We start from the raw sequence: 26,864 nt of genomic DNA on the forward strand, positions 1-26,864 counted from the left end.
GTCAGCATCCCCCGCTGTATGCGGTTCCGATCGAGAAGAGGCTTTGCGTCGTCCGAGTTCCCTTAGCCCCAAGTACCTTCCAAGCTCCGTCCTCCCAGCGGAGCGTGACCGTTGTCGACTCCCGCAATGTCGCGCTCAGCGCGCCATCGGTGACGAGCCCCGCGCCCACAGAGATAACCGGCTGATCCGCGGTCGACGTCGATTCGACGTAGAACACTCCGGGAACGGTGGAGACGCTAAACGGCTGTCCGTCCGGCACAAGGCCACCTGATCTGTTCGTGTCGCTCGTGACGAACTGAGCAAATTGCTCGGGGTCGTCCTTCGACGACACGATGCTCTGGGTGACCTGCTGTACATCGCCCGTCGAAGGGTTCGGGAACTGGTAGAGCCAGCGCATGAACGCCGCAGCCATACTGGCCGCGCCGTTCGTGGTGTGAGGCGCAGCCTTCTGTGCAGCGATGAGCATTGCTGCGTCACGCCCGTTCCCGCCGATGCACCCATTTGCCGCGACACCGGGTGCATCCGTTGCCGTAGGGCTCTGGCTCGAGGTGGGTCGTGCGGTGGGCTGCGCATTCGAGGTGCTACTGAATCCTCCGGTGAGGGCGAGGATCAGCACGAGGGCGACGAGGAGCGCGGCGAGACCGACGACGATCCATGGCCAGCGGGGTCGTGTGCGTACAGGGCGCGGGGCGTCGCTCATGCGGCGGTCATCCAGCGATTGCGAGGATCGCGCCGACGATCACTGCGAGGGCTGCGAGGCATCCAAGAGTGATGCCGGCCCAGACGGCCCTAGTACGTGCTGACTTGTAGGCCAGCGCGTTTCCGCCACCCTCGGACGAGCCGGCCATGCCGGCCAGCGCGATCGCTAGGAAGATGATCGTGATAACGATGCAGATTGCCCAGATGCCTCCCAGCACCTTCTTCCAGAGCGCGTCGAACTCGACCCCGAATACGGAGAAGTCGGGCAGCACGCCGTTGAGCGGGTTGTCGATCGTCGCGTGAGCGATCAGCTGGTGCGCGATTTCGTGCATGGTTGTTCTCCTAGTCCGGCTGCTTAGCCAACGGTGGTCTTGAGTGCGTCGACGACGCCTGCTGCCGCCGCTGTGTATGCGGCCCGTGTGGCCGGCGCGAGACGGTCGAGGGTGATCTGCCCGCGCTCGGCAATGTGGGCGTCGTAGGGGACTTCGTAGACAGCGCGCACGCCCATTCCCTCGATGATCCGCTGGGCTCGCTCGAGCACCTGCGGGTGTTCGGGTCGTCCGTCCGTGAGCCGGATCAGGATGGCGTTGGCTGCCAGGGTTGAGGCGTGCCCGCCCTGAGCGCGCAGCTCGTCAAGGGTTGCCACGGCGTCGAGCACCGAGTCGCCGGCGTTCAGCATCGGGATCACGAGTGCATCTGCGGTCTCGACGGCTCCCTGGAACGCGCTGGATGACGGCTGGTTACCGGAGTCCATGACGCGGATCGAGTAGTACTCGTCGATGACGCGGGCCGCTGCGGTGATGTCCTCTCGGTTCAACTGCTGGCGCCGGCCCACTGTGCCGATGACCGCTGCGAACGAGGTCTGCGGTGCGGTGTACCCGTTCAGCTGACCGGCGCTGCCGATCGCTGGGGCGTCGCGCACCAGTTCTCCGATACCGCGCACGGGATTGCCCTCCGAGCGGAACGTGAGCGTGCCGGGGTCGTCGGAGACCTCGAGGATGCACACCGACCCGCCGCGGACCGCGGCGAGCACTCCCCCGAGTACCAGCGATGAGGGGGTCTTTCCGGTGCCGCCCTTCTTGTTCGCCACGAGGATGGACACGGCCCGTGTCCACGTTGCCTGGCGGATCTTCTGCTCGTCGCCGTGCAGTGCTTCGGCCGCCGCCAGCTCTGTCTTCTCGGCTGCCCCGGGCTCGACGTTCAGCCCCATCTTCGAGAGCATTCCCCGTAGCCCGCGTGTGGCCCGCGGCTGTTCTCGGACAGTGCTGGCTGCACTGAGGTCTGCGACGGGATCGAGAAAGACCGTGTTCGGCAGCTGAGTCGGCTGAGCTACATTCACTGCGCTGGCGGCCGGCACAGGCGGCAATTCAGCCACATGCTGAACAGCTGGTTGCGGTTCCCATTCCTCCTCGCCGAGGTCGGCCTCTTCGGCCGCCGCTCGCGCCTGCTCACGGACGGCTTGCAGTACTGGTCCGGAGACGGTGTATTCGGATTCGACGTAGCTTGCGGCGCGCTGCGCCCCCGGGAACACGTCGTTAATTTCGTCCTGTGCCATGCGGTGGTCCTCCCTTGGCTGTGCAGCAATCAGCTGCGCTCCGCAGCTGGTGCAGTAGTGCGGTCCCGCCGTATTGATGCCGCAGCTCGGGCAGACCGCGAGTGGTCGACTTGCAGGGTCGACGGCTGTCGATCCCTGCGAAATCTCCGCCGTTTCCATCTGCTCGCTCCCCAGCGCTCGCGTGACCACTCCGAGGGTAGTGGTCACTTCGGACGCGTCCGATACCGGACACTCTACCTTGTAGTTCAATTACTAGGTAGGCATTCTTAGACCATTAGCGATCTGGACGGACTGATCAGGACAGCTGCCCACTTGACCGGGCAGAATGGGAAGATGCCTTCGCGCCGGGACACGCCAGAGATGCCACCGCGTGCCGCAGCTGTGCATGACGCGATCTCGGGTACGTCGCGACTTATTACCCTGCGTTTCCTCCTGGAAAACCCGGGGTCGACACGAACGCAGCTCGTCGAGGGTTCGGGCCTGACTCCCAGCACGGCGCGCATTGTGCTGCGTGAGCTGGAAGAACTCGGCTACGTCGAAGCGGATGTCACCGGCGACCGCAACGGCCGCCCGGTCCACTACGCGGCGCGACGCGACGTCCTCACCGATGACCTGACAGCTTTCGTCGCCTGGATGCTGCGATAGCGCGCCCTGTCCCGCGTCTGACAGGTAGGCACGTCGACTGTGTGGCCGGGTGATTTCGGGTTGCCGTCGATTTGCTGCGCAAATCGTCGCCCTCGTGCTCCACGGGGCTCAGCGCTCGAAAGGATCCGCTGGCGTTACGAGATGCTTGCGGCGATGGTTGCACCGACAGTGACGGGAACAGCGATTAGCGCGCAGATCATGCCAATTGTTCTCAGACGGTCCGCTGCGCGGGGTGGAGCGAGGCCGAGCCGTCGTGCGCGCCGACTAGTCCAGACGAGAGCCATGCCGGCGATTAGGGCGAGGAAGCCGATCGTGGCAAGTATGTGCATGTCATGCTCCCTCGGCGCGGATCGCCGGGATCCTGCTCATGCTCCGATCCTCTCAGCTGCTTGCGACATGCCTGTCTTGCAGGTCTCTATTGGCCGCGTTGGTCGTGCTGGGCGCGTGCACGCATAATGTCGGCGCTTCGGATGGCATGTGCTGATGCAGTCCGGCCGGCCTGTACACCGAACGCTTGGCGGTAGGCGGCTTCCGCGTCGGCTCGCGCTTGCTGTGCCTCGCGGTCGAGCCGGGAGATCTCCGCCCGAAGCCGTTCCAGCTCCGCAGCCTGGTCAGTCATCGCCTCGAGGTAGCCGGAGGCGAACACATCAAGCTCGTGCGCGGTCATCTGTACGTAGTCGGTGCTCATCATGGTCACCTCCGCTCCCCCGGCTGTCTCACTGGCAGCTTTCGCACTGCAGAAGGTCCATCGGGTCCACCGGCACGGCGTACTGCGCGTCCGAGTCCCGATAGTGACGCTCCCCCGGCTGGTCGTTTCGTGCGTGTGCAGCCATCCACATGTCGGCGGCCGCCGGCTCCCCCATCGCATACAGCAGCCCGTACAGCGCATCGATCTCTTCGCAGCTCATCGCCGTCCCGATGTAGTCCGCCATCTCCTGGCGTGCCCACTGGCCGGTGAAGGTCAAAACCGCGTTGCTGTCGGTGATCAGAGTGCTCATAATGTTCCCCTTTGTTGTGTCCTGGTGAATGTCAGAAGTTCGGCGCTTGCGTCGAGCTGCGTGGATTCACTGGACCCCTGCCGAATGCTCTGGTGCGGACGGGGCTGGCGGGGGTTCCCGAGGGTTCAGTCCGTGGCGTTCCCGGCGCGGCGCACAGCGACGCGGCAGAGGTTGCACGGACCGTGGGAATCGCTGGCGATTCGTACGGCCGCGGGGTTCATCGGTTGCCACGGCCACACCAGGGCACACCCCCGCCCTGCAGGGCGGACCACTCAGGCGGCCAGTCATTGGCCGACCAAACTGCTCTGGAGCGGACCGGGCGGGCGAGCAGTGCTGTCTGGTGTGCTCTCGCTCGTGGTCCGCACCAAGTGCAGTCGGTCTTGGGTGCGTGCCACTGTGCTCTTGCTCGCACCGGTACGGGTGGCGATGGCCCGCTGGCTCATCCCGGCCGCGGTCAGTTCTTCGATCATGCGGTCACGGTCCTCGGTGGTGTCGACCTCCGAGGTTGCTGCAAGCTGCTCGGCGATGATTTCGGGTCGCGGCTGGTCCACGGTGATCCGCTGGTCCAAAGGGGGCGCGACGTCGACGTCCGTCTGGTCTTCGACCTGGACCTGGCACGGTCCGCGCTTGGCGATCGCGATGCTGGCGCTTGCGTGCGTGGCTGCGAACACTCCGATGGGCGGTAGTGCGGCGACGGCGGTGCCGGCCCAGGTGGTCCAGTGGCTCGGATCACCGGCGGCCCAGGCGGCCGATGCGTTGGCGAGGAACGAGACAGTGGTCAGGAACGCAAGCATGAAGTCCGCGAAGCGGGCCGTCTCTCCGCGACCGCGGCGAACGTAGCCGATGACGCTGTAGACGACGATTCCGCCGTCGATGGATGCCGGGACGCACCACCGCCACGCCGGGGCCGCGTGTGACCAACTGGCAACGATGAGCATGGCGTCGAAGCTCAGGATGAAGCTGATCACCGCCAGCCCCACAGTGCCAACGAGCGCGATCCCGACTAGAGCCCAGGATTCGGTTTGCAACCTGCGGATGCGCCGGATCGGGCCGGTCTGAGCGAGGGTCGGGGCGGTCCAGCTGGTCATCGAACTCTCCTCATTAATAACAACGCTTGCGTTCTATTTTAGCGAATTGCGACGGATCCGTGGTGATAATCTCGGGATTGTGGACCACGAAGAGATAGAGCGGACCAGCGGTGATCCAGGTCCTGGTCCAGGTGGTCTTTATGACGTGCGCCGGCTCGCGGCGAGGCTGGGTGTGGCCCGGTCTTCGGTCCGGTCCGCGAGGAACAGGTCTGCCGACTGGCTCCCTGAGCCGGCCGGGATCGTCAACGGCGGCCCGGTGTGGACCGCGGCGTCGCTCGACGGTATTGAGGATCGACGGCGGCCGACGGGGCGGCCGCGGCGCGACTCGGTGTGAGGCAAGGCGGCCAGCTCACGCTGATCCGCTCCCCTGTTTCTGGCCCCGCTAGTGGGCCTCAGCTGAAGGGGCGGCCGCGCTTTAGTTCGCCTTGGAAGGCTTCGAACGGCTGGCCATCGTTGTACTCCTGTGCGAGCTGGGCCAGGTAGAGGTCGATCGCGGTTCGCATGAACTCGCTGATGGTCTTCGGCCCACCGGCTGGTCCGGTCCGGGTCACGGCCATCTGTGCCTGCGCATATTGGCTGGGCCGCACGGACATTGTCTTGTTCGTTAACCCTTCGGCCGTGGTGTGGCCGGCGGGCTGTTCCGTGGACCGCTGGACCGGGCGGGCCGCTACGGTCTTAGCCGCGGCGGGCCGGTTTGGCTCTTGGGCCTTTTCCGCGGGCTGCTGGACTAGAGCGGCTGGGGTTTCGGTCTGCTGGGAGACGATCGATTCCACTTCCATCTGGAGTCTGGGCCGCTCCTGGCCCGGGCGTTGCCTGGCTGGGCCGCTCATGCTGCGACTTCCTCGAGTTGCTTGACGCGGGCGACGATGGCTTCCGCGAGGCGGTCGTAGATCTCGGTCGTCTCGCGTCCGACCCGGTCATTCCAGGCCGTGAGTGACGCGGCGGCCGAGTCAGCCTCTGCAAAGCGGGTTCGCTCGGGAATGTACGGCGGCACGAAGAACTCGTCGCCCTTGCTCAGGGTTGCCATGCCACCGAACTTCAGGACCAGGTCACGGAAGTGGTTCCGTAGTCCCTCGTACTGGAACTGTTGTTCTGCTTTGCGGCCGTCGTAGCGCGTGGGCAGAACGGCCAGCAGCTGGAGTGTTGGGTTGAAGATGTCTTCTGCGTGCTCGTCGATGAACCGCTGGACTTCCATTGCTCCATCGATGGCGTCGAATTCGAGTGCGCAAGGAACGAGCACGTAGTCAGCTGCGGCCATCGACATCTGCACGAGGTGGCCGAGGTCGGGGCGGTTGTCATAGAGCTGCCAGTCGTAGTCGTCGGACCAGCCGTCGAGCGCCTTCTTCAGCCGGCGGATGGCGCCAACTTGGCCGGTCTCGGTCTCGCGATTCATGAGGTCGAGCCGTGAGGGGAGCACGTCGATGTACTCGGCTTCCTTGCTCCGCTCCCCCGCACTGTCGGTCCAGCCGCATGGCACGACCACATCTTCTCCGACACCGATGGTGTCGGCTTTGATGGCCTCTGAGACCGTGGGCTGGCCGGACTCCTGGTCCCATGCCGCTGCGAGACGGCGGCTCGCATTGGCTTGCGGGTCGAGGTCGACGACGAGAGTCCGTTCGTGTCGGCGTGCAAACGCCGCCGCAAGGGCGACCGTGACTTCGGACTTGCCGACGCCACCTTTTCGAGTGACAACCGCGATACGTGGCACGTTTGGTCCTTCCTAAGCAATTCAATAGTTACAACGGTTCGAACCGTTGTTGTGGATTGCGGACGCGAGTCTAAGGAAACCGTTCCAACCGTTGCAATAGTTCTATTAGTTAGAACGGTTGGAACTGTTCTATGCGTCCTCAACGCGGGGGAGTGTGAGGGGGAGACAGCCCCCTCACGCCGGCCTTCGCGGGGTCGAAGGCCGGCGGCGTGCTGGGGCACCCGGTGTGGATGCCCCAGCAGCCTGCGGGCTACTCGGTCGTTTCGGTCAGCGGTTCCGGGTATCCGGCTGCGATGCGCTCGACGTCCGAAAGGTGGTGGCCCCAGGATTCGAGGGACAGAAGGTAGCTGGCTACGACGCTGTTATGGCTGCGCCAGGATGCGACGTCGTCGGCGTGGTGCTCGCGGGCGGCCAGTGCGATAGCAAGGGAGACGTGTCCGGCCTTGGTAGGCGTTGCGTCCACGATTCCCGCTGCGCGGGTCCGCGCGTCCCATCCGGATTCCAGTCCGAGAAAGGGGCAAGCATTTCACTGGCGTTGTAGTCGGTGATGGTGGTGGGGTACTTCGTGAGCGACGTGGCCACAAATGCGGCGACGTCCTTCGGCAGCGTCTTACGGGCGAGGAACGTGGTCACCCACTCGCGGCGGACGGTGGTGGCGGTCCGCCAGGCCTTGTTGTTCTGGATGACGCGAGCGCGTTCTGTGCGCTTGGCTTCCTGCTCGGCCACCTCGCGGGCTTCGCGTTCCTCGTCGCTCTCGTCGGCGGGAGCCTGAACAACGGGGGAGTGGGGCCGGAACCGCTGGTGGTGCAGTTCGGGCTGGGTGCACATTTCGTACGCCCGATTGTCGTTTTCTGCTGTTCCCCACACCTCGAGGTAGATCGTGCGGCCGGGGCACGCCATGTGCGTCTCTGTCGTAAGTGCGGGACGTTTCTCTGCGTCGTCGCCCGCGTCAGTGAGCGAGTCCAAGTAGGAGTAGCTGCCGCGCGGGTTCTCGGTGGTGACCGTGTATCCGTCCGCCTCGAACTGCTTCACTAGCTCCTTCTCGGCGGCGTCGAGGGCCTTTTCGTCGCGGATTTCCTGGACGGTGAATGCCAGTTCGTCGTCGTCGCATCCGGCGATGCGTTCGGCTGCGTCCTCGTCGCCTTCGAATTCGGTGATTGCCACGAGCCGGTCAAGCGTCATCTGCTCGCCGTATTCCTGCATCACCTTCGTCGCGGTGGGGGAGTTGGCTGCCGTGATTGAGTCCTTCACGTGTCGGGCGGTCGCACCGGTTGACCGGGCGATGGTCTCGACGGCGATGCCGTCGAGAGCCAACCGCTGGTAGGCGGGGACACGGTCGGTGAGGGTGAGATCTTCGCGGGCGAAGGTGCGTAGCTGGTCCATGATCCGTTCGGCTGCGGTGCCGGTCTGTCCGGCGAGGCCGAACACTGCCGGGATCGCGGCCAGTTCGGCCTCACGGGCGGCCAGCAGTCGCCGCTGTCCGTCGTACACGTACACGGTGCCGTCCTCGCCGCGGCGGGCCAGAACGGGCTCGCGCACGCCTTCGGCGCGGATCGAGTCCACGAACTCGACCGGCAGCACCGGGGCGGTGCGCACGTTCACGTCAAGTTCTGCGGCCTGCGAGTCGATCATCTCGACAGTGACCGGCACCGCCTCGACTGCGATGGTCTTGGGGTCTTTCTTCATGCTCATTACGAGCGGTTCCTTTCGGCTCAGTAGAGTGAGGGTCAACCGGTCGGGAACCGAGGCATTAAGGGTGCTTCGGTTCCCGACCTTCTTGTTGTCAGAGGGCAACGGCCAGCGCGCCTGAGGTGGCGTCACGCCACCAGCCAACGACGACGGCCTGTTGCTCGGCGGTCAGCGAGACGGTCTCGCCGGTGGCCTCGTTCACGCCGAGGAACAGGCCAGCACCCAGAAGCGGGGACGTGAACCGGGTGCGGTTCGTCATCCGCGTGAGCACCGGGTTGAATCCGGCGTTGTAGAGACCTTCGTCGTCCACCCAGCAGTCGATTCCATCGGCCAGGCGCACCACGTCGACGAGGTCGCAGTCGAGCGCCTTGTACATTCCAGCAAGCCGGGTCTGGCTGGTCGTGCTGTCGATCTGCACTGTGGAGAGGGTGCCCTCCTGGTCGATCACGATTCCGTTGAGCATTCGCGTTTCCCTTCTTTGATTGGCTGTTGAGAGTGGCCTGGTCGGCGCTAGCCGAGCTGGCTGCTTTCAACAGGCCCCTGCCGCCTTGCGTGCCGTGGAAGGACCTGTCAAGGGTTCTCGCGGGTCTGCTCCGGCGTTCCCGGCGTGGCGCGCAGCGACACGCCAGTGGTTGCCGGAGTCGAAGGAATCGCTTGCGATTCCGAGCCCGCGGGGTTCATTGACAGGTCCTGGAGCGGTACGCAACATCGCGCCGTCAGGCGCAGTCACAGGCGGCCGGCTTGCCGGTCGACCGTTCAGCACTGGACCTGGTGAAAACACCCGGATGCCAGCCGGACTTCGCCCCGTTGTGAGCTCGGGGGAGTGTGAGGGGGGAGTGCCCCTCGCGCCGGCCTTCGCGGGGTCGAAGGCCGGCGGGGCGCGGGTCAGCTGGCGGCGCGGTGGTCGGTGATCGCGGCGTAGGTCGCGCGGTCGGTCCAGCTATACCCGGTTTCGAGGCTGACCGTCTTGGGGTTCACGCGGGCCACTCGGCGCCACTGTCCACACACCTTGACGGCGTCGCCCTTCTTGATTTGCTGGGGCGTGTAGTTGGTCACGTCGCCGCTGTTGATCTGCTGCTCACGGATGCCTTGCCAATAGGTGAGCTTGTCGCGCAGCTCCTCGAGCACGGGGGAGAGGCGTCGGGTACGGGCGGCCTTCTCGTCGTCGGTGGTGGGTCGGTAGCCGGATTCAGGGTCGTAGGTGGCGGCGGTGATGCGGCGCTCGGTGCGGCGTATGTCCGCCTCGATTTTCTGGATGCGGTTGAACACTTGAGAGCCGCTGTATCGGCCGGCCGTGGTCCGTGTTGCGGCGTTCGCACGCTCAGCCGCGTGGGTGGCATCGTCAGCTGCGGTGATGCTGCGGCGCATGCTGTTGTCGGCGCGGGCGATCGCGTTGCGGTGGCGCTGCTCGGAGTGGTGGCCGATCTTGATGGGTTCGCCGCCCTCGGGCAGTCGTGCGACGTCGCGCTCGTGTCGCTGCCAGGCGGCTTCCGCGGCGCCGGCCTTGCGGTCGGCCTTCGCGGCGAGTGCGTCGACGCGGGCTTCCTGGCGGGCGATCTTCCCCGCCTCAACCTCGGCGGTGCTGCGCACGGTGTTGTCGAGCTCGGTGGTGACATCGAAGCCTGCTGCCTCTAGCGCGGTGATGGTGGGCTGGATGCGGTACTTGTCGGGGCGATGATCGCGGCTGTTGGGCAGATACCACGAGCCGATGCTGCGACCCAATCGCCAACGGTTCGCCTTCAGGATCTCGGCGGTTCCGTCGCCTTTCGTGGTCCCCTCGATGAGGGTTCCGGCTTCGTGAGTGTGAGTGATGGTGAGCATGGCGGCCCTTTCCTCGCTGATCGTTTTTCCTGCCGTCCCCGGCATGAAGAGACCAGCCCCGCCCGGAAGCGGAGCCGCATAAGCGGTCGAGGGGGAGTCGGCGGGTTCCACGCACGGTGGAGCGCAGCGGAAACGGGCGAGGGTTCTGGCGACCGGACGAATCGCTCGCGATTCGGCCGCCCTCGGGCGCGTTGCGGCGCAGCTGGAGGGCGGGTATGAGCGAGCGCAGCGAGCGGGTCGGATGCCGGAGACGGAAGGAAAACACCGACAAAACAGGGCCGCGAAGCGGCACCAAACAGCGAAACAGTCCCGGCCTCGGCCGGGGTCACCTGCCTCAAGCGTGTGAATCGCAGTGATCAGTGGCGGTATCTTCGTAACGCTATTGGCGTGGCTCAGCCTTCGGGCTGCACTCGTCGTAGCTCTCGATAGATGGTCGTGCGGGAGACATCGAACAGGTCGGCCAGCTCGGACTGCGTGTGCGTGCCTGCAGCCGCGAGTTCGAGCAGGTGCTTCCGCTTCGTCTTGCTCAGGGTGGGTTGTTTGCCGCGCAGCTTGCCGGCCGCTTTAGCGATCTGCATCCCCTCGCGAGTACGCATCCGGATGAGATCAGCCTCGAACTCGGCCACCATTCCGAGCACGTTGAACAGCAGACGCCCCACCGGGTCGTTCGGGTCGTAGACGGAGCCTCCGATGCTGAGCGCGACGCCCTTGCTGGTCAGCTCATCCGCGATGTCTCTGGCATCCGGCAGTGAGCGGGCGAGCCGGTCGAGCTTGGTTACTACGAGTGTGTCGCCGTCCCGAACGGCAGCAAGGGCTTGAGCGAGCCCGGGCCGTTCCCTGTTACGGCCGGTAAGGCCGTGGTCGACGTAGATCAGGTTCGGGGGAACACCGAGAGCGGCGAGCCCGTCTCGCTGCGCCGTGAGGTCCTGCCCCGCTGTCGAGACGCGCGCATAGCCGACTTTCGTCTTACTCATAGAACTACTGTTGCAGATACGGCCCCGTCACCGCGCATTAAGTCGTGCGGGGTATACGCACATGCAAACGCCAGCAACCATCAGGACCGGCCTCACGGCTCGACAGGTGCGGTAGCCGACCGGCTTACGGGCACGGAACTCGGCCGGCGTACCGCGCGGATTGCGGGGCTCCGCACAGCCGCGAGTGATGATGGTGTGTGCCAAACCAGAAGAAGATCGTGGCGCGTCTTCGCGACGCCATTGGCGACGACGCCCTTGTTCGGCTGGGCCGCGTTTCTCGACCCGAACAGTCAGTCCAGGGATTCGTTGTCGCCGTAGGCGCAAAGTGGGCGCTGTTACAACGCACCATGGATGGCGGGTTTTTCGACGGCCATCTCGCGATCCGACTCGACGAGGTCAACAGCATTCGCGTTGACTCCAGCTTCGAGTCGACATTCGCCAGAACCCAACCGGAGTGGCCGCCAGCGTCCAAACACCCGGGCGAACACGTCGATCTCGACACCACATTTGGCATGCTCACGTCGTTGCTCCGCGCCGGCGAGTTGTTTGGAATCGAGCGCAACAAGAAATACGACGCCACTTGGATCGGTGTCCCGAACGAGCTGACGCGACGATGGCTGTACATCTGGGAAGTGCGCCCGGACGCGAGCTGGCATGAACACCCACAGGGATATCGACTCGGCAGCTTGACGATGGTGACGATGAATGACCACTACCAGCGAGGTCTCGCAGCGGTTGCCGGACCGGCACCTGCTGGCGCATCGCCGTCAACGTGGGCCGCGGCAGATCGGGCATCGAAGGCGAGGTGACTCCGCCGCGCTCGCGGATGTGCACTCCCACAACATGCACCCGCATACCTCGAGGCGCCACGCAACGCGATCGACCATCGTGACGTTGGTTGCTGGACGCCGCTGCTCTACAAGCGAGTCACGGCGAGATAGGTCCCGTCCCCGCCGGGCTCGTCCCAGCTGTGGGGGGACAAGGCTTCTCCCGATGTCTGCTCGCTGCTCTCCTGCGGCCACGTTAGCCGAACCCTTTGGAGTGCTTCCTCGCTTTCCAACAGGGAGAGTGCTGCCATCGCGTAGGAGCGAAGTTGGGAATCTGCGGCGTCGAGCTCCGCTCCGCGAAACACCCAGATGAACTCGTACAGGCCGACAGTGCCCGAATCGAGAAGATCTCTTATCTCGCCTACGAGCCACAGCACTGGGTCGTACTTCGACCGTGCCCCGTTCCCGTATCCAACCGTTGACACGAACCACACGTTAGACAGTCCGCACGCGGAACGCGACAACTGCGCGCAGCTGGATCCCTCCGTGCGCAGTCGGGTGTGACATTTAGCGCTGCAATAACCGCGCCATTTTGCGATCAACTCCACCGTCACGACGCTCCCAATGCGGATCCGTGGGAAGAGGGCGATGGTGCACTCCACTCCTAGCGGACGGCGGCTATCGCGCGACTCGACCAGCTCGACGGTTCGCTTCGGCGGACGGTGAGGGCATGTTGATCTTGGTAATCGTGCTCCTGGTGATCTGGGCGATCCTCGCCGTGGTCGGATTCGCCAGTAAAGGCTTGCTCTGGTTGGCCATCATCGGAATCATCCTGTTCGTGGCCACACTGGTCATCGGGATCATCCGCCGCGCCGCTCGCACGAAGCAACCGTTCTCGAACTGTCCGGCACACAAGCCGACCCCAGCTTGGGCGCGTACGGTCGCGATCCTACGAGAGAAGGTCACTATGACCGCCGGTGAAGGTATCAAGAAGGGTGCCGAAGGCACCAAGAAGGTCACCGATCGAGTCGTCGACTCGGTCGAGAAGAAGATAAACGACGTGACCGACACGGTCAGCCACGCGATGGGCTCAGCAACGGACGGGATCCACCACGCTGCAAGCCAAGACAGGACCCCGAAGAAGTAGAAACAGAACGACGAGGCCCCGCCCTGTGGCGGGGCCCCTTTTTTCGTGCGTCGCCGGCTCGTGTGGGCGCGCAAGCGGACCGGCTTGCGGGCGCGCCGAGTTGTGGCGGATTGATGCGTGTGGAGGGCGCGCACATGCTTGTCTACCCGGGCGTGGCGTGCTTAGGTTCTTCAGGGGGCTCTAATGCAGGCTGCGTTGAGGAATTCCGCTGTGCCGGCCGACCGCAATGTGGATCGGCGATCTGTTCGATGGTTTGCTGGCGTGGGAGCGATTGTCTTGGGGTCGGCTGCTTGGGTGTTTGTGGGTGTTTCGCCCGCTGATGCCGCTGTTCTCGATATCCGCGCCGTTTGCACGGACTCGACTACGGTCGGTTCGACGATCACACTGACCGCTGACTGCACGACAACCGACAATCTGACCATCCCGGACGGGTTCACCTTGGATGGAGCGGGCCACACGATTACGGTCACTGATACGCCTTCTGCCCCGTTACTGGGTGCTGCGATAAGCAATGCCGGGTCGTCGATGAGTATTCAGAATCTGACTTTGAACGGCGAGTACACGGCTGCTGCACCGAATCCGGCCGACTCGAATGCGCCGTTCTTCGGGATCAGGTTCTTGTCCGCGTCGGGATCGCTGAGCAATGTGACGGTGACGGGCATCACCAGGGGTCAGACTTTCAATTTCGGTCAGGCAATCCAGGTGGACGCAACTGCCGGAGGCCCGCAGACCGTCACGGCGACAAACGTGTCAGTGTCTGACTTCCAGAAGAACGGGCTGACAGCCAACGGTGAAGCAACATTGAACGTGACCGGCTCCACCCTTGGCCCGCCAGATACCTCGATCAATACTGCTGGAGTGGCTGGAATCGCCCAGAATTCCGTGCAGTACTTCGGCTCCGGCGGCACATTCTCCGGAAACACGGTCATCGGTTACACCGCCAACCAGCCGTCCACGGGCAGCGCCTCCACCGGGATGCTGATCTTCACCGCCAACAACCTGACCGTGACAAACAACACGTTCGGCGGGGCAGGAACCGACTACGGCATCCTGCTGAGTTCCGGCGGCACAGGCATCACGATCTCCTTCAACCATCTGGCCCGCACCGCCACCCCATCGGGTCTGGAGGACTCGTTCGGATTCGGTGCAGGATCGTTCGGCACGACCGCGACATTGATTTGCAACACGTTCGACGGGTGGAACCAGAACCTGCAAAACCTGACACAGCCGCCGTGCATCATCACGCCAAGCCTCCACGACGGCACGGTCGGGGTCGCGTATTCCGACGTGATCGAGGCGACAACGGAGAACCCCACACCCGATCTCACCTGGACGGTCCTCACTGGAGATTTTCCGCCGGGCTTGACGCTGAACCCGGACGGCACGATCACCGGCACTCCCACCACGGCCGGGACATACACATTTACCGCGCAAGTGGAAGACCCGGTCGATGGCACAGCGACACGCGAATACACGATCACGATCGCTGCAGCCGCCCCGGGTCTTTCGATGACGAAAACCGCCTCCGCCGCCAGCGCCACAGGAGAACCCGTCGACCAACTCTCAACTGCCGGCGACGTCGTGACCTATACCTTCCACATCGTCAACAGCGGAAATGTTCCATTGAGCAATCTGGCGATCAACGATGGGGGCACCTACACCGGAGCAACGACACCTGGATTCTCCGGTACCGGAACCCTCGGCCCCATCACCTGTTCACCCACTGCGCTCGGAGCGACCATCGCGGCCGGCGCCAGCACCGACTGCACCGCCACTTACACGGTGACCCAGGCGGACATTAACAACGGCGGAAGTTTGAACAACACCGCCACAGCATCCGGCCAGCAGCTGGACTCCACCACCTTCACGTCGCAACCTGCGACCGCCAGCATTCCAGTCAACGCGGCAACCGCGCCGCCGACACCCACCGGCCCCACACCCGGCGTGACAGGCGTCCTCGCCAATACCGGCTCAACCTCGCCCCTAACTGCCCTACCGGGCAGCATCGCGCTACTGGCCGGAGCGGCCATGATCACCGTCAGTGCGCTGCTCCGCAAACGGCGCCGCGCCTAGCAGCCCTCGTCGCCAAAGGATCGACACCAACAAACAAGGATCGGCTGTGCCGGAGCGTGCGCGCCGATCGGTTCGGAACGATTGAAAGCACACACGCCGAGCCGAACCGGTCGCCGCTGACCTCCACAAGCTGCAGGAAGCACGTCGATCAGACTGCAACGGTCAGTATTTGGAAAACCTGGGTCGTCTGCGAGGTTTACGTTGTGGCTGGCATTGAATATGTGTGCCTGTTCATCGGAGGGCCTTGGGGCGGCCAGAGACGATCTTTGCCGGCCGCGGAGACCAGTGGACTCCCCGGTGCGGTCGAGGTCGGGGACGGGCACTACTACTTGGATGTGGGCACTCAGCATCACAGACAATCACAGCCGACCTACCGCTGGGTCGATCGGTGGGGTCGACATGGATGAGGTCGATCCTCCGGGATATGACACGTCGGCTATCCCCGGCGACCATGCCAAGCCTCTCCTCCATCCCGAGGGATGAGAAACATCTCGATCCACATGCACGAAGATGGATCCCTCTCCGCACCGAAGCCTGAGCTGAAGGCCGCACCGTCAGAGCCATGCGTCAGCCAGGGATCGACGATCGGGCACGTCCAGAGGCGGTGAACCGGAAGGCTCGTTCTGCTGCTGCGATGTCGGCGTAGAGTCGCGTCATGTCCGCTGAATCGACGGGCTCCCATGCACAGTTCGCGACTGCCCTTCGAGCACGCGTGCAGGAGACCGGGACATTGGACCATTCCCTCCGAAAAGGAATTCTTGATCGTGGGGCTGGTGGGCCGGCCGTGGCCGAACCGTACGATTCCTTGGCCAGAGAGATTGCCGAAGACTCGTACCGTGTCACCGATGAGCAGGTGAGCACGGTGTTGGGCGAACTCGGGTCGGAAGGCAACGCCTTCGAAGTGATCCTCACCGCAGCGATCGGCGCCGGACTCCGGCGGTGGGATGCCGCAGCCGCGACCATTGGAGAGGCTGACGATGCGGCTTCCTGAGGTCGAACGCGGCGACACACTGCGGCACCGGGCGCTTATCACCGGCATCTCGCGGATGACAGGGCTGCGGCTACCCGACGCGGCCCGGGTGGCGTTCTACCGCAACGACTTCGCCGGCCCTGCGCTTGGGGCATGGACGCAACGAACGATGCGAGGCGCAAGCGGGTGGTCTGTGTCCGAGCGGGAACTTATGGCCGCATCCGTGGCAACCTGGAACAGTTGCCCGTTCTGCATCGGAGCCCACACCGCCGTCGCGATCCGCGGCATGGAAAAGGACATCGTTGATGCCGTCCTCACCGACTACCGAACCGCTCAGATTCCCGAGAAACTGAAGGCGGCCCTCCAATTCATCGAGAAGGTCACCAAGACACCCGACGAACTCGGCACCGCCGACGCCCGCCGCGCCATGCAGGCCGGTGTCACTCGCGCGGAACTCGAGGACGCTGCTGCAGTCGCAGCCCTGTTCGCGATCATCACCCGCTATGCCAACGCGCTCGATTTCGACATACCCAACGCAACTGACTTCAAAAAAGCAGCAGGCATGCTCTTGCGACGCGGATACGCGTAGGACGTCCGCAAGACGATCGGCTTGCGAGCGTCGAGGAATCTACCGTCTGCGCCGAGCGATCAGGAACGCTACGACCAGGACAACGATGAGTGTTGTGATGACCGCGACTAAGGCTCCGGTACTGATCGCCATTCGTCCTCCTTGCGAATTCTCGCGAGACGACAGTATCGGCGATTATCGGTCGAACCTCCGGCGCGCTAGTGGATCCGCTTCCGCGCCCGTACGGCATCAGCGCGGCGCTGATGCGTCACTACCGGATCCTCTACGTGCGTGCCCGCGTCATAGAGGGTCATGAGTCGCGCCAAAGAGCGCCAACAGTCACACTCGGGCGGCCGTCAGCTGGTCGCGTCAGTGGAGCCAGCCTTCTTCGCCATGTCAACGCGTCGGTTGGGCAGCGCACGGAAGCTTGCCATCGAGCCGCCCTGGATGATCCAGAACTGTGCGTCGCTGGCCTCGCGTACGTCCTGCGGTGGGATCACGTAGGTGTGTTGTGCGCGGGCCGATTTCAGTTCCTCACCGGTCGCCGCGCCAGAGGATTCCATCTGCATGTAGGTGCCGGCGTACTTCACCACGTCTTCGGGATCCTTCTGGCGGCCGAAGATGAGGGCGGCACCGGATGCCAGTGCGCGGCGACGTCGGGTGTCGTCGTTCGACAGACCCGCGGGGGACTGTGCAGCCAAGCCGAGGCCGACTCCTGCTGATCGAGCTGTTTCGTATAGTGATCCGGCTGTATCGCCGGGGTCGCTGGTTCCAGTGACAAGCTGCGGGAACTCGTCGACGACGACAAGCACGGGGCTCTTGTCTCGTCGCATGAGTCGGTTGGTGAGGAAGTTCCGCAGATCCAGGAGCAACAGGTCACCAAGTCGTGCCTGGGTGTCGTCGGCGGGGGAGAGCGGCACGATCGTGATGTCAGCGCGTGGGTTGTCGTAAGACCATCCGTCGGCGTCGAGCCATCGTTCGAGCGGCCGCAGCGCGACGAGCAGGCTCTGCAATGTGCGCTCGCCTGCCGAGATCTTCGCTCGAGAATCGACGATCGCATTGACCATGTCGAGGTCGTACTGGTCTCGCACGTATGGGACCGGGTTCGTCAGCCGCTCGCGCAGGTCTTCCACGCTGCGCAGCGGTGAGGCGTCCTGCACGGCTTGCAGGATGCCTCGTATCTCGTCCAGGTAGTGCTGGTTCGCGCCGTCCGCGGGTGGCATGAGTCGCATCAGCTTCGCAGTCACCTGTTCGCTGGTGCCGCTGAACATGTTCCACCCGGCGTTGATCGCCGCCGTGCGTCCGAACGTGCCGGCCAGCTCCGCCAGCGCATCGGCGTCCTCGGGGTCGCCTTTCGCATCGATGAAGAAAACCGGCCAGCCGTAGGTGAGTGCACACTGCATCGCTGAGTTCAGGAACACGGTCTTGCCCGTCCCGGACTCCGCGATGAGCAGGAACCGTACGGCTGAGCTGCGCACAGGCAGTTGCGCATAGGTGCCTGACGGGTCGATCCAGTCGCGCACGCGACGAGCGTCGTAGAACCGATCAGCCATAGTGCGCACCGTGGCGCGGTTGACCAGTCCAAACGCTTGCGCACCATCGGGGGTGAGCAGAGGTGCTGTCATCGCGCTCCTGCTTGATCCGGTGATCTGCCCCGTCCGCGGGTCGACGCTCACTCCTATCCGGCGTGCAGCGGTGCGATCAGCTGCACGCTTGCGTGCCGTTTCAATGCGCGTCTGCTGCACCACGTCTGCGATGCGCCGATTCCGAACGAGCGTGGCGACCTGGCGACGCCGGATCGACCACGTGACCGGCAGCAGAAGGATGCCGGCCAGGAAGTTGACGACCAGCCACGGCCAGAGGTGGAGTACTTGGCTCTTCCAGTCGGCCGTGGCGAAGAACATGGACGACTGGCCGGTACTGACCCATTGTGCGATCCACACAGCCTCTGCCACGACGAGGCCGGCCAGGATGGCAACGCCGATCGTGTTCACGATCCACTGCCACCGCCAGGTGATCCAGAACCACGTCTTGGTGGCCAGCACCGTTCCGGTGATCCGTGCGCCGAGCACGGGAATCACCAGTGGTGCACACACGCACGCCATGGCGATGACGAACGCTGCCATCACAAGCTTTTCGACGACCTCGCCCATCGGGTCGACGCTCTGCGACTGCGCTTGCTCCTGCTGACTCATGCCTGCCCCCATTCACCGGCCAGCTCAGGAAGAGGAGTGGGGGCAGGACTCGCGGATCCTCGCCATGCTGCGCCCTCATCACCAACCCACTTACCGCGAACATCGAAGGCCGCCGCGATCACGATGCGGTGTCGCTCATCGCGGAACACCCGCACGTCGGCCTCCCGCCCGACGATGCGCGAGGTCGGCGCATCGCAGAAGTACACGACGCGCTCGACGCCCTCACGAGCCAGCCGCCACACGTGATTCTCGAAGATCACCCGGTACCGGTCGTTCGTCTTAGGCGTCAGCTCGACCTCGACGAGCTCACGCTTCCCGTCGCCGCTGACGGCGACTCCATCGGCCTGGTGATCGTTCCTCATGGCCGGCTTCCGGTCACGCTCCCACGTGTACCCGCGAGCAAGGTAGCGAGCCGACACCGCCGCCACCGCGACCTCATGTCGCGTCGTCTGACGGAACAGGTTCGGGGCGCTCTTCCCGATCGCCTGATGCGTCGCCCAGACGATCGAGCCATCGCGAAACGTCGGCCGCGCACGGTCGACCAAACCGACCTCAGCAAGTCGCGCAGTCCACTGCTGAGCACGCCTAAGAGACACCGGCTCGGCCTCATCGCTCAGCCCTGCCAACGCCCAACGCAGCGCATCCATATCCGCAAGACGAACCACGCTCAGCCAGTCCAGCATCGCTTCGTCACGCTCAGTCAGCTGCACAGAGGCCTCCAATAACCTTGTCAACAAAACTACCAGGTACACCCTCCGCACGGCAGAGCAATCTGCGCTGCATATGACGCTCTAGCCGCCTTCTCTCCACGACCGACGGCCGCTCTCGTGTTCCTGTCATCCCTCCAACCCACGCGTACGCTTTTGACTTTGACCTTGTTCCTCTCTCCTCCCTCTTTTTGCCCTGCCCTGCCCCCACCCCTTTACTTCCCAACCTCCCTAACTCAGCTCTGCTGGGTGTGGGAGGTTGGGAAGCGAGCGTAGCGAGGGGGTGGGGGCAGGGCAGGGTAAAAAGCACCGTAGAACTTCGTTTGCCTATTCGCGCTCGGTGAATAGTCCAACGTAGTAGCTTGCTTTCCATTAGAACGGGGCCGGTACGGCCTCGATCGGTGTTTTGTGCCGTTTGGCGGCCGCGGCTGGCTGCTGCTTCGCTCGGCGGCGCACCGCCGTTTGCAGTGCAGCTGGTCGCACGCCCCCACTGCCGTTGCGCTTCCGTACGCCACGGTTGCGCAGACAGCTCTTGATCGTGGGAGGGGTCATACAGCCTTGTAGTTGAACAATTAGGTGTGTCATCGGTTCTCCGAGCTCCGTCGCCGCATCCGGTCACTTGCGCGCTGAGCTTCCGCGCGCATCGTCTCGATGATCGCGGCCACTTCTGCCGGGTCGTCGCGAGCGATCCGTGCGCGTAGCTCGATGGCTTCTGCGCGCCACTTCTCGGCCTCGACGCGCAGCTGGTCGCGGCGCCGCGCAGCGGATTCCGTTGGGGTCTCGCCGGTCGGATCAATCGCGCTGCGGATCGTCCAGACGAGGTATCCGATCGGGTCGTGCTGCTCGGTAGAGGCTGCCACTGTGACGCCGTTCTCGGCGTTGTGGCGATTCATCGTGTCGAGGAGTGCGGCAACGGTCCAGCGGCTCGGATCGATGCCGGCTCGGGTCAGAGCATCGCAGAGCACGCCGATGTGTCGATTGCGTACGAGCCACGGCATCCGAGCGGCGAGCTGGCCGGCGAGGCGTTGCAGCTCGAACGAGCGAGGTGAGCGATCCTGTGGAACTCGCTTTCTTCTTCTCGTCCCCGGCCTCGGCCGCGTAGCGGCCGTCGAGCGCGCTCTTGCGCGCGTTGGTGAGAACTTAACAACTGCTACTTCTTCTCTTACTTTCTGTAGGGCGTGTAGGGGGGCGGAACTCACAACTGCACGAGCTGCACGCACGAGCTGACGTGCCCATGACGGGACGACGAGATACCGCGTCGACGCCACGGCACGCTGGTCCTGCGCTCCTAACGCTCGTGCTTGGGCCAGCTCGTCGAGGGTGAGCTTGTCGCGCCCGTGGCAGACCTCGATGTGGAAGCCCAGGTTGCTAAGGAACTGGACGCACTTCTTCACCGTGGCCGGCGAGCAGTGCAGTGCATCTGCGATCGTCTGGAAGGAGACGGCCACATTGCGCCCGGTCTCGAAGTCGGCGGCGGCCGCCAGTCGTCCGGCAACCGCGAGGATCTGTGCGCGGCCGCGGCGACGCGCACGCATCAGCCGCTCGATGCTGGCCTGTCCTAGTGCCAGCTCGACAGCGCGCAGCCAGTCGGCCGGCCGGCATACCGGCACAGCGGAGTATCGCCCCTCGGCGGGGCGGAGGATGAGCCCCCCTCGTCGAGACGCCGTATGCGCCCCGCTGCGGGGCGCATACGGCGTTTGGGCACGGTTGCCTGGCCGCGTCGAGTTCGGCCGCCAGGCGGCCGCCTGTGGCGCGGATTCTCGAGTCGCGTCGGATTGCGACACGCGGAGGGCTCTAAATCGACCTCTGACGCCTCCCGCATCAGTACGGGTTACTATGGACGTGTCCTTTCAGGGCGCGAAAAGACCTCCGGTCTTTCCGGCTTCGGATGGATCATTCAGAACCGCTTCGGTCGCCAAACTTCTGGCGGTTCTGGCATTTGCTTCCGGCCCGCCGCATCAGCGGCGGGCCTTGGACGTTAAGCGGTGTCGATAGGCAGCCCCTCCGTGTCTGGGAACCAGACCGGTCGACCGTTTGCATCCAACTCAACGGTCTCGACCATGACGTCGAAGAGTGCGGCGGAGGACACACCGCAGTTCTTCGCGATCTGCTCCCAGCGCTGTTTGTTCTTCCGCTCCACCGCGTAGCCCAGAGATACGGGGTCCTTGCGAGTACCGCGCGGCAGTCGTCGGGGAGCCATGGAGGCAGTCAACCGTACCCTTATGGCTACGTCGAGCATTTGTGGGCGTGTCGGGTCAGCGCGAGTCAGATTCGGTCGACGGCGGATGCCCACACCCAGACTTCGTGACGGGCACCGTTCTGCATCGTGAAGCGGATCTTCACGGCCCGTGGCGTCCAGGCGACGGCCTCGGCCCGTGGGCGGATGACGGCCTCGTGGAACCGGACGAACGCCCGAACCTTGATCGGCTCGTCCGCGTGCGTGACACGGTTGTGCTCGAGATCAAGCTCGGCCTCGGTGAGGCTGACCGGTTGCGGTCGTGTCACCGCTACCTCCATGGCGTAGGCAATGCGGCGGTCGACGTTGTCGACGTATCGTGTCTGTCCACCCATGGGTCTCGCCCGCCTAGCTCGATCATTTGTTCTATTCGAGAATAGGCAAGACAGTGTGACAGTCGCTAATCTGTTCTACATGTGCAGGAACTTCGTGGCACCCCCAGCCGCGGATTCTGGCCCATCGGCCGGCCCGGTCAAGGGCGCATGCGCGTCGCTGCGCGATGCAGCACAGCTGCACCCTTGACCGGCCCTCTCGATCCGCAATTCGCGCTGCTTATCGGGGATGCCCCGACAGGTGAGCTGCAGGGAGGTAGAGCAATGAATTGGAACCCTGATCTGGCCGAGCTGCTGGGGGAGTACGTCGTGCCGGTCGATCCGATGGACGAGCTCGGCTGCGATTCCTGCCAGTAGCCGGCGCCGTCGCCGCGCCACGGTGTGCGGGTTACGCTGTGCCGCGTGTGCGGGCGTTTCGCGATGGGGAAAGAGACCAACGAGTCGATCACCGAGTTCATCCAGTCCACGGGCCGGAAACCGGCCGAGTGGTCCTGGGACTGGGAAGACCGCTACAACATCAAGCCCACTGAGGACATCGCAGTAATCATCGACTCCGCCCGCGATCGTGAGCTGCGTGTGGCGGCCGCCCGGTGGTCGCTGGTGCCGCCGTGGTCGGAGACGTTGAAGATGAAGTACCCGACGTTCAACGCCCGCAGCGAGGACATCCTGTCGAAGTCGACCTGGCGCAAACCCGTCCAATCGCACCGCTGCATCGTGCCGGCGACGGCGTACTACGAATGGACCGGGGAGAAGGGCTCCAAGATCCCGCACTCGTTCTCCCGTCCCGAGGGCGGCGTGCTCGGCTTCGCCGGCCTCTACTCCTGGTGGCTCGACAAAACCGTGCCCGAGAACGACGACACCCGCTGGCACCTGACCGCGACGATCCTCACCTCGGACGCGATCCCGAACCTCGCCGGCATCCACGACCGAGCACCAGTGATCCTCCCTGAGACGCACTGGCAGCACTGGATCGACCCGTCCATCGTCGGAGACCAGACCCTAGTCAACGACGCCGTAGCGGCCGGGGTGGCGCAAGCCTCGACATTGCGAATCGATACCGTGGCCCCGTTTGGGATCAACGCTGAGGGACCTCAATTACTCACCCGCATAGAACGTTGATTGTGCCTCGACGTACTCTCGGGACATTTTGCGGACATTTCAATCCCATACGGCGTACAGTCGAAGTGTTGGAGGTGATCAGATGTCGAGCACTCTCGAGGCACCTGCGCCGCGGCGTAAGCGGCAGCTGGCTCATACGCGTGCCGTGGAGTCGGACCTCGCCCCTGCCGTGAAGACTCTCGTCGACATCCTCGGCAAAGGACTAGTGGCCGTCATCGTCGATCGCGATGTGAAGACGATCACCCGCTGGACTGCCGACCAAGGACCGAGCGGGGACGAAGAGCAGCGGCGCGTCATCGATACGCTGCAGATCGTCGAGCTCCTACTGGCGGAGGATTCGCCATCGGTAGTGCGCTCTTGGTTCATGGGCATGAACCCACAGCTGGACGACCAAAACCCTGCAGAGGTCCTGGCCGAGGGACGCGCTCGTGAGGTGATGGCAGCGGCGCGGGCGTACGCGAACGAAGCCTGACCCGGTTTCTGGGTGTTAGCTGAGTTCCGACTGTATACTTTGTTCATGGCGCTGACCTCGACCGCACGCACACCGTCCGCCGGCGCACGGCGACCTGCGCCATCGGACTGCTGACGGTATCTGGTATGACGCCGTATCCAGAGGCCCCGGTCCTGGTCGATCCGCCTGCCGAGTTGTTCCGCGTCGAGCGGCGGGATCCGCCGCTGCGCTACTCCCGGATTAGGGCCGAGGATGCAGCGAACGATCGTGGCGGGAACAGGTTCGACGTGCCTGGGGGAGGGGTCCTCTACGCTGCGACGACCGCGCAGGGTGCACTTGCCGAGACCACCGCCAGTTTTCGTCCCAGCGCATCGATCCTGGCCCGTATGGCCGCGGCTGGCGCGGATCCGGCCGAACTCACCGGCCCGTCGCTGGATGCATCCTGGCGTGCCAGCCGTGTCATCCGTACCCTCCACGTGCGCGAGTCTCTTCCCTTCGTCGACATCGAGGCCCCCGTCACACACACGTACCTGACTAGGCATGCCTCGAATGTCCTGCTGGGTCAGGGTGTTCAGAACCTGGACGTCGCGACGGTGCTCGGACCCTCGAGGCTCCTAACTCGCGGTCTTGCTACATGGCTCTATCAGGCGCGTGATAGTTCGGGGTACCCGATGTACGGCGGAATCCGTTACCTCTCCCGCCTCAACACCGCCTTCGAGTGCTGGGCAATCTTCGAGGGAGCGACCAGCGAGGTCACCGATGAACGGCGGATCACGATCGATGACCCGGATCTCCGCGCCATCGCATCCGAATTCAGCATCTCGCTCGTGTAATTACCTCCGCGAGATCAGTCGCCCGAGCTATGCCTGCTCCACACCGATCCCGAGCGAGATGTAGCCCTCGGGGATCGTTGCCCGATACTGCGCATGGGCGGCATCGTGGGTGTCACCTGCAGCCTCGTGCGGCATCGTGGCAGTCGAGCGGGTCTTGGCGACGAGGCTTCAGGGGGTCTATCCGTGGTTCCGAATTCGCCCGTCGATGCGCTGGGCTCACACGCTTCCGGTGTTCGTGATCTGCTCGTTGAGATCGTGCGGGCTCGACATGATCGCTTTGCCGAAGCGCACCAGGTTGCAGAGACGAGATACGCCACAGGGTTCGGTTCTCAGTGGCACGACCTTCTGGACGACACGCATGAGGCGATGAAGGACCGCGGCTTCTTCTCGCACAAGCTCGCGCCTGGCGGATACAAGATCCCGGTGGTGAACGACTGCCTCGTGTATGTGTGGCGCGTTCCTGACCCTCAGAACGCCGTGAAGAACTTCGCATCGAGCCCGACTCGAATGAACGGCTTCTCCGTGGAGCCACCCCACCCGACACTGTTTGACCCCCTTTTCGGTACTGAACACCCGGCTGTTGAGGCGCCCGACGAGCTCGATGAGCTTGAGTTCACGGTGCGATCGGTCGGCGACAAGATGCCACTCGTGCTCGTAATGGTCTCGTCGACGCCGCGGCAGCTGCAGTCCGTCGCCTGGGCGATCGCCACGCTCGACGACGAGGGCAAGGTGCAGTTGCGCGGTCAGGAGAGCATCTGGGAACGGGAACTCGTCGAGGACGACGCCCTGGATGTTGGCGAGTCGTTCGCCAGCGGTGCGCCGACAGAGCCGATTGTCGAGCTGCGGCAGCAGGAGCAGTTCTGATGCGTGAGAGCAGTCCTGGACTGTTCGACTTGCCGACGGCCGGACGGTTCGAGCCGGCTCGGCTGACCCAGGCGCGAGTCCGGCTCGGCGTGAGCAAGTCGGAACTGGCGGCGAAGGTTGGAGTGTCCGCTGCGGCGATCGGCCAGTACGAGGCCGATGTCAACTCTCCGCGCGCTGAGGTGCTCGAGCGTCTCGCCGAGGCGTTGCAAGTGCGCCCAGGGTTCTTCAGCGTTGGTCGCCCGCTGGCCCGCATCGACACTGTCAACGCCCACTTCCGCAGTCTCCGCTCGGCCCGCGTAACGGATCGCCAGAAAGCGCTGGCCACGGCGACACTTGTGTGGGAGCTGACATTCGCGCTCGAACGGTACATCAAGCTGCCGGATCCGGATCTTCCCGTCGCGCCACCTGAAGCAACGCCCGCCGAGGCTGCTGTCATGCTCCGTGCTCGCTGGGACCTGCCCGACGGACCGGTGAAGCATCTAGGGTGTGTTGCTAAACGCCTTCTGGTGTCTGGTGGGCGAGTCTTGAACGCGTGTCGCGTGATGTGATCTCGGATGAAGCGTGGGCTGTGATTGGACCGTTGTTCCCGACTGCGAAGTCGACGGGACGGCCGCCGGTGGATCGGCGCATGGTGGTCGAGGCGACGGCGTGGCGGTTCCGGACCGGCGCACCGTGGCGGGACGTGCCGGAGCGGTTCGGGAACTGGAACACGATCTACAAGAACTTCAACCGGTGGTCCGAGCAGGGCGTGTGGGCGCGGGTGCTGGAGAAGACGCAGTCGCTCGCGCAGCAGTCCGGGGACCTGGACTGGGTTGCGTCGATCGATTCCACGATCGTGCGCGTGCACCAGCACGGTGCGACGCTTCCCCGCGCCACAGGGGGCTCTGTCGAACTACAAGAAGTTCGGTGACGAGCCGCCCGATCATGCGATCGGCCGCTCCCGGGGCGGGCTGACCACGAAGAATCACCTGGTCTGCGACGGGAAGGGCAGGGCTCTCGCGTTCATCCTCACCCCGGGGCAGGCCGCCGACACCAGCATGCTGGCCGCGACGCTGAGCGAGATCCGCGTGCCGGGCGCTCGGGGCAGGCCGAGATCGAGGCCGGACCGGGTGCTCGCGGACAAGGGCTACCCGTCGAGGGCGAATCGGGCGTGGCTGCGCGAGCGTGGGATCGCCGCGACGATTCCCGAGCGTGACGATCAGATCGCTCACCGACGCAAGCGCCGCGGGCGCCCGATCGACTTCGGTGACCAGCAGCGGACCCGCTACCGCGGCCGCAACGTCGTGGAGCGGTGCTTCAACAAGCTCAAGCAATGGCGCGGGATCGCGATGCGCTCAGACAAGACCGCCCGCAACTACCACGCCGGCCTCTGCCTCGCCGCGACACTCCACTGGCTCACCAGCACCCTTTAGCAACACGGCCTAG

General features: G+C 64.4%; 31 protein-coding genes and 1 pseudogene. 14 read left to right on the plus strand and 18 right to left on the minus strand.

What is annotated here, in order from left to right; all coding sequences use genetic code 11:
* Nucleotide 1: 1 nt before the first annotated feature.
* Genes HII28_RS19515 through HII28_RS19525 form a run of 3 tightly spaced genes read right to left on the minus strand, consistent with a single transcriptional unit; the run spans nt 2 to nt 2,254 of the window.
* Nucleotides 2-700, minus strand: coding sequence for a hypothetical protein (locus HII28_RS19515; RefSeq protein ID WP_170027580.1), 699 nt, complete (start codon nt 698-700; stop codon nt 2-4).
* Nucleotides 701-707: 7 nt separating this feature from the next.
* Nucleotides 708-1,031 (minus strand): hypothetical protein, encoded by a 324-nt coding sequence (locus HII28_RS19520; protein ID WP_205865115.1) that lies wholly within the window; start codon nt 1,029-1,031, stop codon nt 708-710.
* Nucleotides 1,032-1,054: 23 nt separating this feature from the next.
* Nucleotides 1,055-2,254, minus strand: coding sequence for a hypothetical protein (locus HII28_RS19525; RefSeq protein ID WP_170027582.1), 1,200 nt, complete (start codon nt 2,252-2,254; stop codon nt 1,055-1,057).
* A gap of 381 nt (nt 2,255-2,635) precedes the next feature.
* On the opposite strand from HII28_RS19525, the gene HII28_RS19530 reads away from it, so the two are divergent.
* Entirely contained in the window at nt 2,636-2,899 is a 264-nt protein-coding gene (locus tag HII28_RS19530) for a helix-turn-helix domain-containing protein (protein ID WP_170027584.1), read from the plus strand.
* Between the two features lie 415 nt (nt 2,900-3,314).
* On the opposite strand, the gene HII28_RS19535 is transcribed toward HII28_RS19530, so the two are convergent.
* From HII28_RS19535 to HII28_RS19575, 9 genes are all read right to left on the minus strand, one after another.
* The gene (locus HII28_RS19535; RefSeq protein WP_170027586.1) at nt 3,315-3,590 is read right to left on the minus strand and encodes a hypothetical protein; all 276 of its coding nucleotides are present in this window, start codon (nt 3,588-3,590) and stop codon (nt 3,315-3,317) included.
* A gap of 25 nt (nt 3,591-3,615) precedes the next feature.
* Nucleotides 3,616-3,897 carry a hypothetical protein gene (locus tag HII28_RS19540; protein WP_170027547.1) on the minus strand — a complete coding sequence of 94 codons (282 nt, stop codon included), beginning with the start codon at nt 3,895-3,897 and terminating at the stop codon, nt 3,616-3,618.
* A gap of 284 nt (nt 3,898-4,181) precedes the next feature.
* The gene (locus tag HII28_RS19545) at nt 4,182-4,985 is read right to left on the minus strand and encodes a DUF2637 domain-containing protein (protein WP_170027588.1); all 804 of its coding nucleotides are present in this window, start codon (nt 4,983-4,985) and stop codon (nt 4,182-4,184) included.
* 392 nt (nt 4,986-5,377) lie between these two features.
* Nucleotides 5,378-5,764 (minus strand): hypothetical protein, encoded by a 387-nt coding sequence (locus tag HII28_RS19550; protein WP_170027590.1) that lies wholly within the window; start codon nt 5,762-5,764, stop codon nt 5,378-5,380.
* 47 nt (nt 5,765-5,811) lie between these two features.
* Nucleotides 5,812-6,693 carry a ParA family protein gene (locus tag HII28_RS19555; protein WP_170027592.1) on the minus strand — a complete coding sequence of 294 codons (882 nt, stop codon included), beginning with the start codon at nt 6,691-6,693 and terminating at the stop codon, nt 5,812-5,814.
* Nucleotides 6,694-7,044: 351 nt separating this feature from the next.
* Nucleotides 7,045-8,385: a ParB N-terminal domain-containing protein gene (locus tag HII28_RS19560; RefSeq protein ID WP_170027594.1), complete on the minus strand. Its 1,341-nt coding sequence runs from the start codon at nt 8,383-8,385 to the stop codon at nt 7,045-7,047.
* A 91-nt stretch (nt 8,386-8,476) separates the two neighbouring features.
* Nucleotides 8,477-8,845 (minus strand): DUF3846 domain-containing protein, encoded by a 369-nt coding sequence (locus HII28_RS19565; protein WP_170027596.1) that lies wholly within the window; start codon nt 8,843-8,845, stop codon nt 8,477-8,479.
* Between the two features lie 422 nt (nt 8,846-9,267).
* Nucleotides 9,268-10,248, minus strand: coding sequence for a DUF3560 domain-containing protein (locus tag HII28_RS19570; protein ID WP_240978430.1), 981 nt, complete (start codon nt 10,246-10,248; stop codon nt 9,268-9,270).
* Nucleotides 10,249-10,595: 347 nt separating this feature from the next.
* The gene (locus HII28_RS19575; RefSeq protein ID WP_170027598.1) at nt 10,596-11,177 is read right to left on the minus strand and encodes a recombinase family protein; all 582 of its coding nucleotides are present in this window, start codon (nt 11,175-11,177) and stop codon (nt 10,596-10,598) included.
* 197 nt (nt 11,178-11,374) lie between these two features.
* Here HII28_RS19575 and HII28_RS19580 point away from each other — a divergent pair, with 197 nt between their 5' ends.
* Nucleotides 11,375-11,986, plus strand: a complete 612-nt coding sequence (locus HII28_RS19580) for a hypothetical protein (protein ID WP_170027600.1) — start codon at nt 11,375-11,377, stop codon at nt 11,984-11,986.
* Nucleotides 11,987-12,093: 107 nt separating this feature from the next.
* Here HII28_RS19580 and HII28_RS19585 read toward each other — a convergent pair whose 3' ends face one another.
* Complete coding sequence (locus HII28_RS19585) at nt 12,094-12,429, minus strand: hypothetical protein (RefSeq protein ID WP_170027602.1); 336 nt, start codon at nt 12,427-12,429, stop codon at nt 12,094-12,096.
* Nucleotides 12,430-12,701: 272 nt separating this feature from the next.
* On the opposite strand from HII28_RS19585, the gene HII28_RS19590 reads away from it, so the two are divergent.
* From HII28_RS19590 to HII28_RS19605, 4 genes are all read left to right on the plus strand, one after another.
* Complete coding sequence (locus tag HII28_RS19590) at nt 12,702-13,091, plus strand: hypothetical protein (RefSeq protein WP_170027549.1); 390 nt, start codon at nt 12,702-12,704, stop codon at nt 13,089-13,091.
* A gap of 210 nt (nt 13,092-13,301) precedes the next feature.
* Nucleotides 13,302-15,164, plus strand: coding sequence for a right-handed parallel beta-helix repeat-containing protein (locus HII28_RS19595; RefSeq protein WP_170027604.1), 1,863 nt, complete (start codon nt 13,302-13,304; stop codon nt 15,162-15,164).
* A gap of 655 nt (nt 15,165-15,819) precedes the next feature.
* Nucleotides 15,820-16,155, plus strand: a complete 336-nt coding sequence (locus HII28_RS19600) for a hypothetical protein (RefSeq protein WP_170027605.1) — start codon at nt 15,820-15,822, stop codon at nt 16,153-16,155.
* On the plus strand, nt 16,142-16,723 hold the full coding sequence (locus HII28_RS19605; protein ID WP_170027607.1) for a carboxymuconolactone decarboxylase family protein: 582 nt from the start codon (nt 16,142-16,144) through the stop codon (nt 16,721-16,723). The genes HII28_RS19600 and HII28_RS19605 overlap by 14 nt, the downstream gene beginning before the upstream one ends.
* A gap of 335 nt (nt 16,724-17,058) precedes the next feature.
* Here HII28_RS19605 and HII28_RS19610 read toward each other — a convergent pair whose 3' ends face one another.
* From HII28_RS19610 to HII28_RS19620, 3 genes are all read right to left on the minus strand, one after another.
* Nucleotides 17,059-18,897 carry a hypothetical protein gene (locus tag HII28_RS19610; protein ID WP_170027609.1) on the minus strand — a complete coding sequence of 613 codons (1,839 nt, stop codon included), beginning with the start codon at nt 18,895-18,897 and terminating at the stop codon, nt 17,059-17,061.
* A complete protein-coding gene (locus tag HII28_RS19615; RefSeq protein ID WP_170027611.1) occupies nt 18,894-19,607 on the minus strand; it encodes a hypothetical protein in 714 nt (237 codons plus the stop codon). Before HII28_RS19615 ends, HII28_RS19610 begins: the two co-directional genes overlap by 4 nt.
* A 578-nt stretch (nt 19,608-20,185) precedes the next feature.
* Nucleotides 20,186-20,602 (minus strand): hypothetical protein, encoded by a 417-nt coding sequence (locus tag HII28_RS19620; protein ID WP_170027613.1) that lies wholly within the window; start codon nt 20,600-20,602, stop codon nt 20,186-20,188.
* Between the two features lie 339 nt (nt 20,603-20,941).
* Here HII28_RS19620 and HII28_RS19625 point away from each other — a divergent pair, with 339 nt between their 5' ends.
* Nucleotides 20,942-21,166, plus strand: coding sequence for a hypothetical protein (locus HII28_RS19625; RefSeq protein ID WP_170027615.1), 225 nt, complete (start codon nt 20,942-20,944; stop codon nt 21,164-21,166).
* Between the two features lie 416 nt (nt 21,167-21,582).
* Here HII28_RS19625 and HII28_RS19630 read toward each other — a convergent pair whose 3' ends face one another.
* Both HII28_RS19630 and HII28_RS19635 read right to left on the minus strand, forming a co-directional pair.
* Nucleotides 21,583-21,804 carry a hypothetical protein gene (locus HII28_RS19630; RefSeq protein ID WP_170027617.1) on the minus strand — a complete coding sequence of 74 codons (222 nt, stop codon included), beginning with the start codon at nt 21,802-21,804 and terminating at the stop codon, nt 21,583-21,585.
* A gap of 65 nt (nt 21,805-21,869) precedes the next feature.
* A complete protein-coding gene (locus HII28_RS19635) occupies nt 21,870-22,175 on the minus strand; it encodes a hypothetical protein (RefSeq protein ID WP_170027619.1) in 306 nt (101 codons plus the stop codon).
* 261 nt (nt 22,176-22,436) lie between these two features.
* Between HII28_RS19635 and HII28_RS19640 the strand changes: the two genes are divergently transcribed.
* The 7 genes and pseudogenes from HII28_RS19640 to HII28_RS19670 all read left to right on the plus strand — a co-directional run bounded on the left by HII28_RS19640 (nt 22,437) and on the right by HII28_RS19670 (nt 26,851).
* The gene (locus HII28_RS19640) at nt 22,437-22,529 is read left to right on the plus strand and encodes a ribonucleotide-diphosphate reductase subunit beta (RefSeq protein WP_170027621.1); all 93 of its coding nucleotides are present in this window, start codon (nt 22,437-22,439) and stop codon (nt 22,527-22,529) included.
* 45 nt (nt 22,530-22,574) lie between these two features.
* On the plus strand, nt 22,575-23,291 hold the full coding sequence (locus HII28_RS19645) for an SOS response-associated peptidase (protein WP_346769428.1): 717 nt from the start codon (nt 22,575-22,577) through the stop codon (nt 23,289-23,291).
* Nucleotides 23,292-23,496: 205 nt separating this feature from the next.
* The gene (locus HII28_RS19650; RefSeq protein ID WP_170027625.1) at nt 23,497-23,763 is read left to right on the plus strand and encodes a hypothetical protein; all 267 of its coding nucleotides are present in this window, start codon (nt 23,497-23,499) and stop codon (nt 23,761-23,763) included.
* Nucleotides 23,764-23,888: 125 nt separating this feature from the next.
* Complete coding sequence (locus HII28_RS19655; RefSeq protein WP_170027627.1) at nt 23,889-24,575, plus strand: RES family NAD+ phosphorylase; 687 nt, start codon at nt 23,889-23,891, stop codon at nt 24,573-24,575.
* Between the two features lie 366 nt (nt 24,576-24,941).
* The gene (locus tag HII28_RS19660; protein ID WP_205865116.1) at nt 24,942-25,439 is read left to right on the plus strand and encodes a hypothetical protein; all 498 of its coding nucleotides are present in this window, start codon (nt 24,942-24,944) and stop codon (nt 25,437-25,439) included.
* Nucleotides 25,439-25,987, plus strand: coding sequence for a helix-turn-helix transcriptional regulator (locus tag HII28_RS19665; protein WP_205865117.1), 549 nt, complete (start codon nt 25,439-25,441; stop codon nt 25,985-25,987). The genes HII28_RS19660 and HII28_RS19665 overlap by 1 nt, the downstream gene beginning before the upstream one ends.
* Nucleotides 25,972-26,851, plus strand: a pseudogene (locus HII28_RS19670) (IS5 family transposase). Before HII28_RS19665 ends, HII28_RS19670 begins: the two are co-directional and overlap by 16 nt.
* The last annotated feature ends 13 nt before the right edge of the window (nt 26,852-26,864 follow it).

The sequence above is a fragment of the Planctomonas sp. JC2975 genome, assembly GCF_012985205.1.
Classification (GTDB): Bacteria; Actinomycetota; Actinomycetes; order Actinomycetales; family Microbacteriaceae; genus Humibacter.

Bases quoted from the DNA above. Each gene is read 5' to 3' on its own strand.
- HII28_RS19515 (WP_170027580.1), bottom strand. From the start codon at position 700: ATGAGCGACGCCCCGCGCCCTGTACGCACACGACCCCGCTGGCCATGG.
- HII28_RS19520 (WP_205865115.1), bottom strand. From the start codon at position 1,031: ATGCACGAAATCGCGCACCAGCTGATCGCTCACGCGACGATCGACAAC.
- HII28_RS19525 (WP_170027582.1), bottom strand. From the start codon at position 2,254: ATGGCACAGGACGAAATTAACGACGTGTTCCCGGGGGCGCAGCGCGCC.
- HII28_RS19535 (WP_170027586.1), bottom strand. From the start codon at position 3,590: ATGATGAGCACCGACTACGTACAGATGACCGCGCACGAGCTTGATGTG.
- HII28_RS19540 (WP_170027547.1), bottom strand. From the start codon at position 3,897: ATGAGCACTCTGATCACCGACAGCAACGCGGTTTTGACCTTCACCGGC.
- HII28_RS19545 (WP_170027588.1), bottom strand. From the start codon at position 4,985: ATGACCAGCTGGACCGCCCCGACCCTCGCTCAGACCGGCCCGATCCGG.
- HII28_RS19550 (WP_170027590.1), bottom strand. From the start codon at position 5,764: ATGGAAGTGGAATCGATCGTCTCCCAGCAGACCGAAACCCCAGCCGCT.
- HII28_RS19560 (WP_170027594.1), bottom strand. From the start codon at position 8,385: ATGAGCATGAAGAAAGACCCCAAGACCATCGCAGTCGAGGCGGTGCCG.
- HII28_RS19565 (WP_170027596.1), bottom strand. From the start codon at position 8,845: ATGCTCAACGGAATCGTGATCGACCAGGAGGGCACCCTCTCCACAGTG.
- HII28_RS19570 (WP_240978430.1), bottom strand. From the start codon at position 10,248: ATGCCGGGGACGGCAGGAAAAACGATCAGCGAGGAAAGGGCCGCCATG.
- HII28_RS19575 (WP_170027598.1), bottom strand. From the start codon at position 11,177: ATGAGTAAGACGAAAGTCGGCTATGCGCGCGTCTCGACAGCGGGGCAG.
- HII28_RS19600 (WP_170027605.1), top strand. From the start codon at position 15,820: ATGTCCGCTGAATCGACGGGCTCCCATGCACAGTTCGCGACTGCCCTT.
- HII28_RS19605 (WP_170027607.1), top strand. From the start codon at position 16,142: ATGCGGCTTCCTGAGGTCGAACGCGGCGACACACTGCGGCACCGGGCG.
- HII28_RS19610 (WP_170027609.1), bottom strand. From the start codon at position 18,897: ATGAGTCAGCAGGAGCAAGCGCAGTCGCAGAGCGTCGACCCGATGGGC.
- HII28_RS19620 (WP_170027613.1), bottom strand. From the start codon at position 20,602: ATGCCGTGGCTCGTACGCAATCGACACATCGGCGTGCTCTGCGATGCT.
- HII28_RS19630 (WP_170027617.1), bottom strand. From the start codon at position 21,804: ATGGCTCCCCGACGACTGCCGCGCGGTACTCGCAAGGACCCCGTATCT.
- HII28_RS19635 (WP_170027619.1), bottom strand. From the start codon at position 22,175: ATGGGTGGACAGACACGATACGTCGACAACGTCGACCGCCGCATTGCC.
- HII28_RS19640 (WP_170027621.1), top strand. From the start codon at position 22,437: ATGAATTGGAACCCTGATCTGGCCGAGCTGCTGGGGGAGTACGTCGTG.
- HII28_RS19655 (WP_170027627.1), top strand. From the start codon at position 23,889: ATGACGCCGTATCCAGAGGCCCCGGTCCTGGTCGATCCGCCTGCCGAG.
- HII28_RS19660 (WP_205865116.1), top strand. From the start codon at position 24,942: ATGAAGGACCGCGGCTTCTTCTCGCACAAGCTCGCGCCTGGCGGATAC.
- HII28_RS19665 (WP_205865117.1), top strand. From the start codon at position 25,439: ATGCGTGAGAGCAGTCCTGGACTGTTCGACTTGCCGACGGCCGGACGG.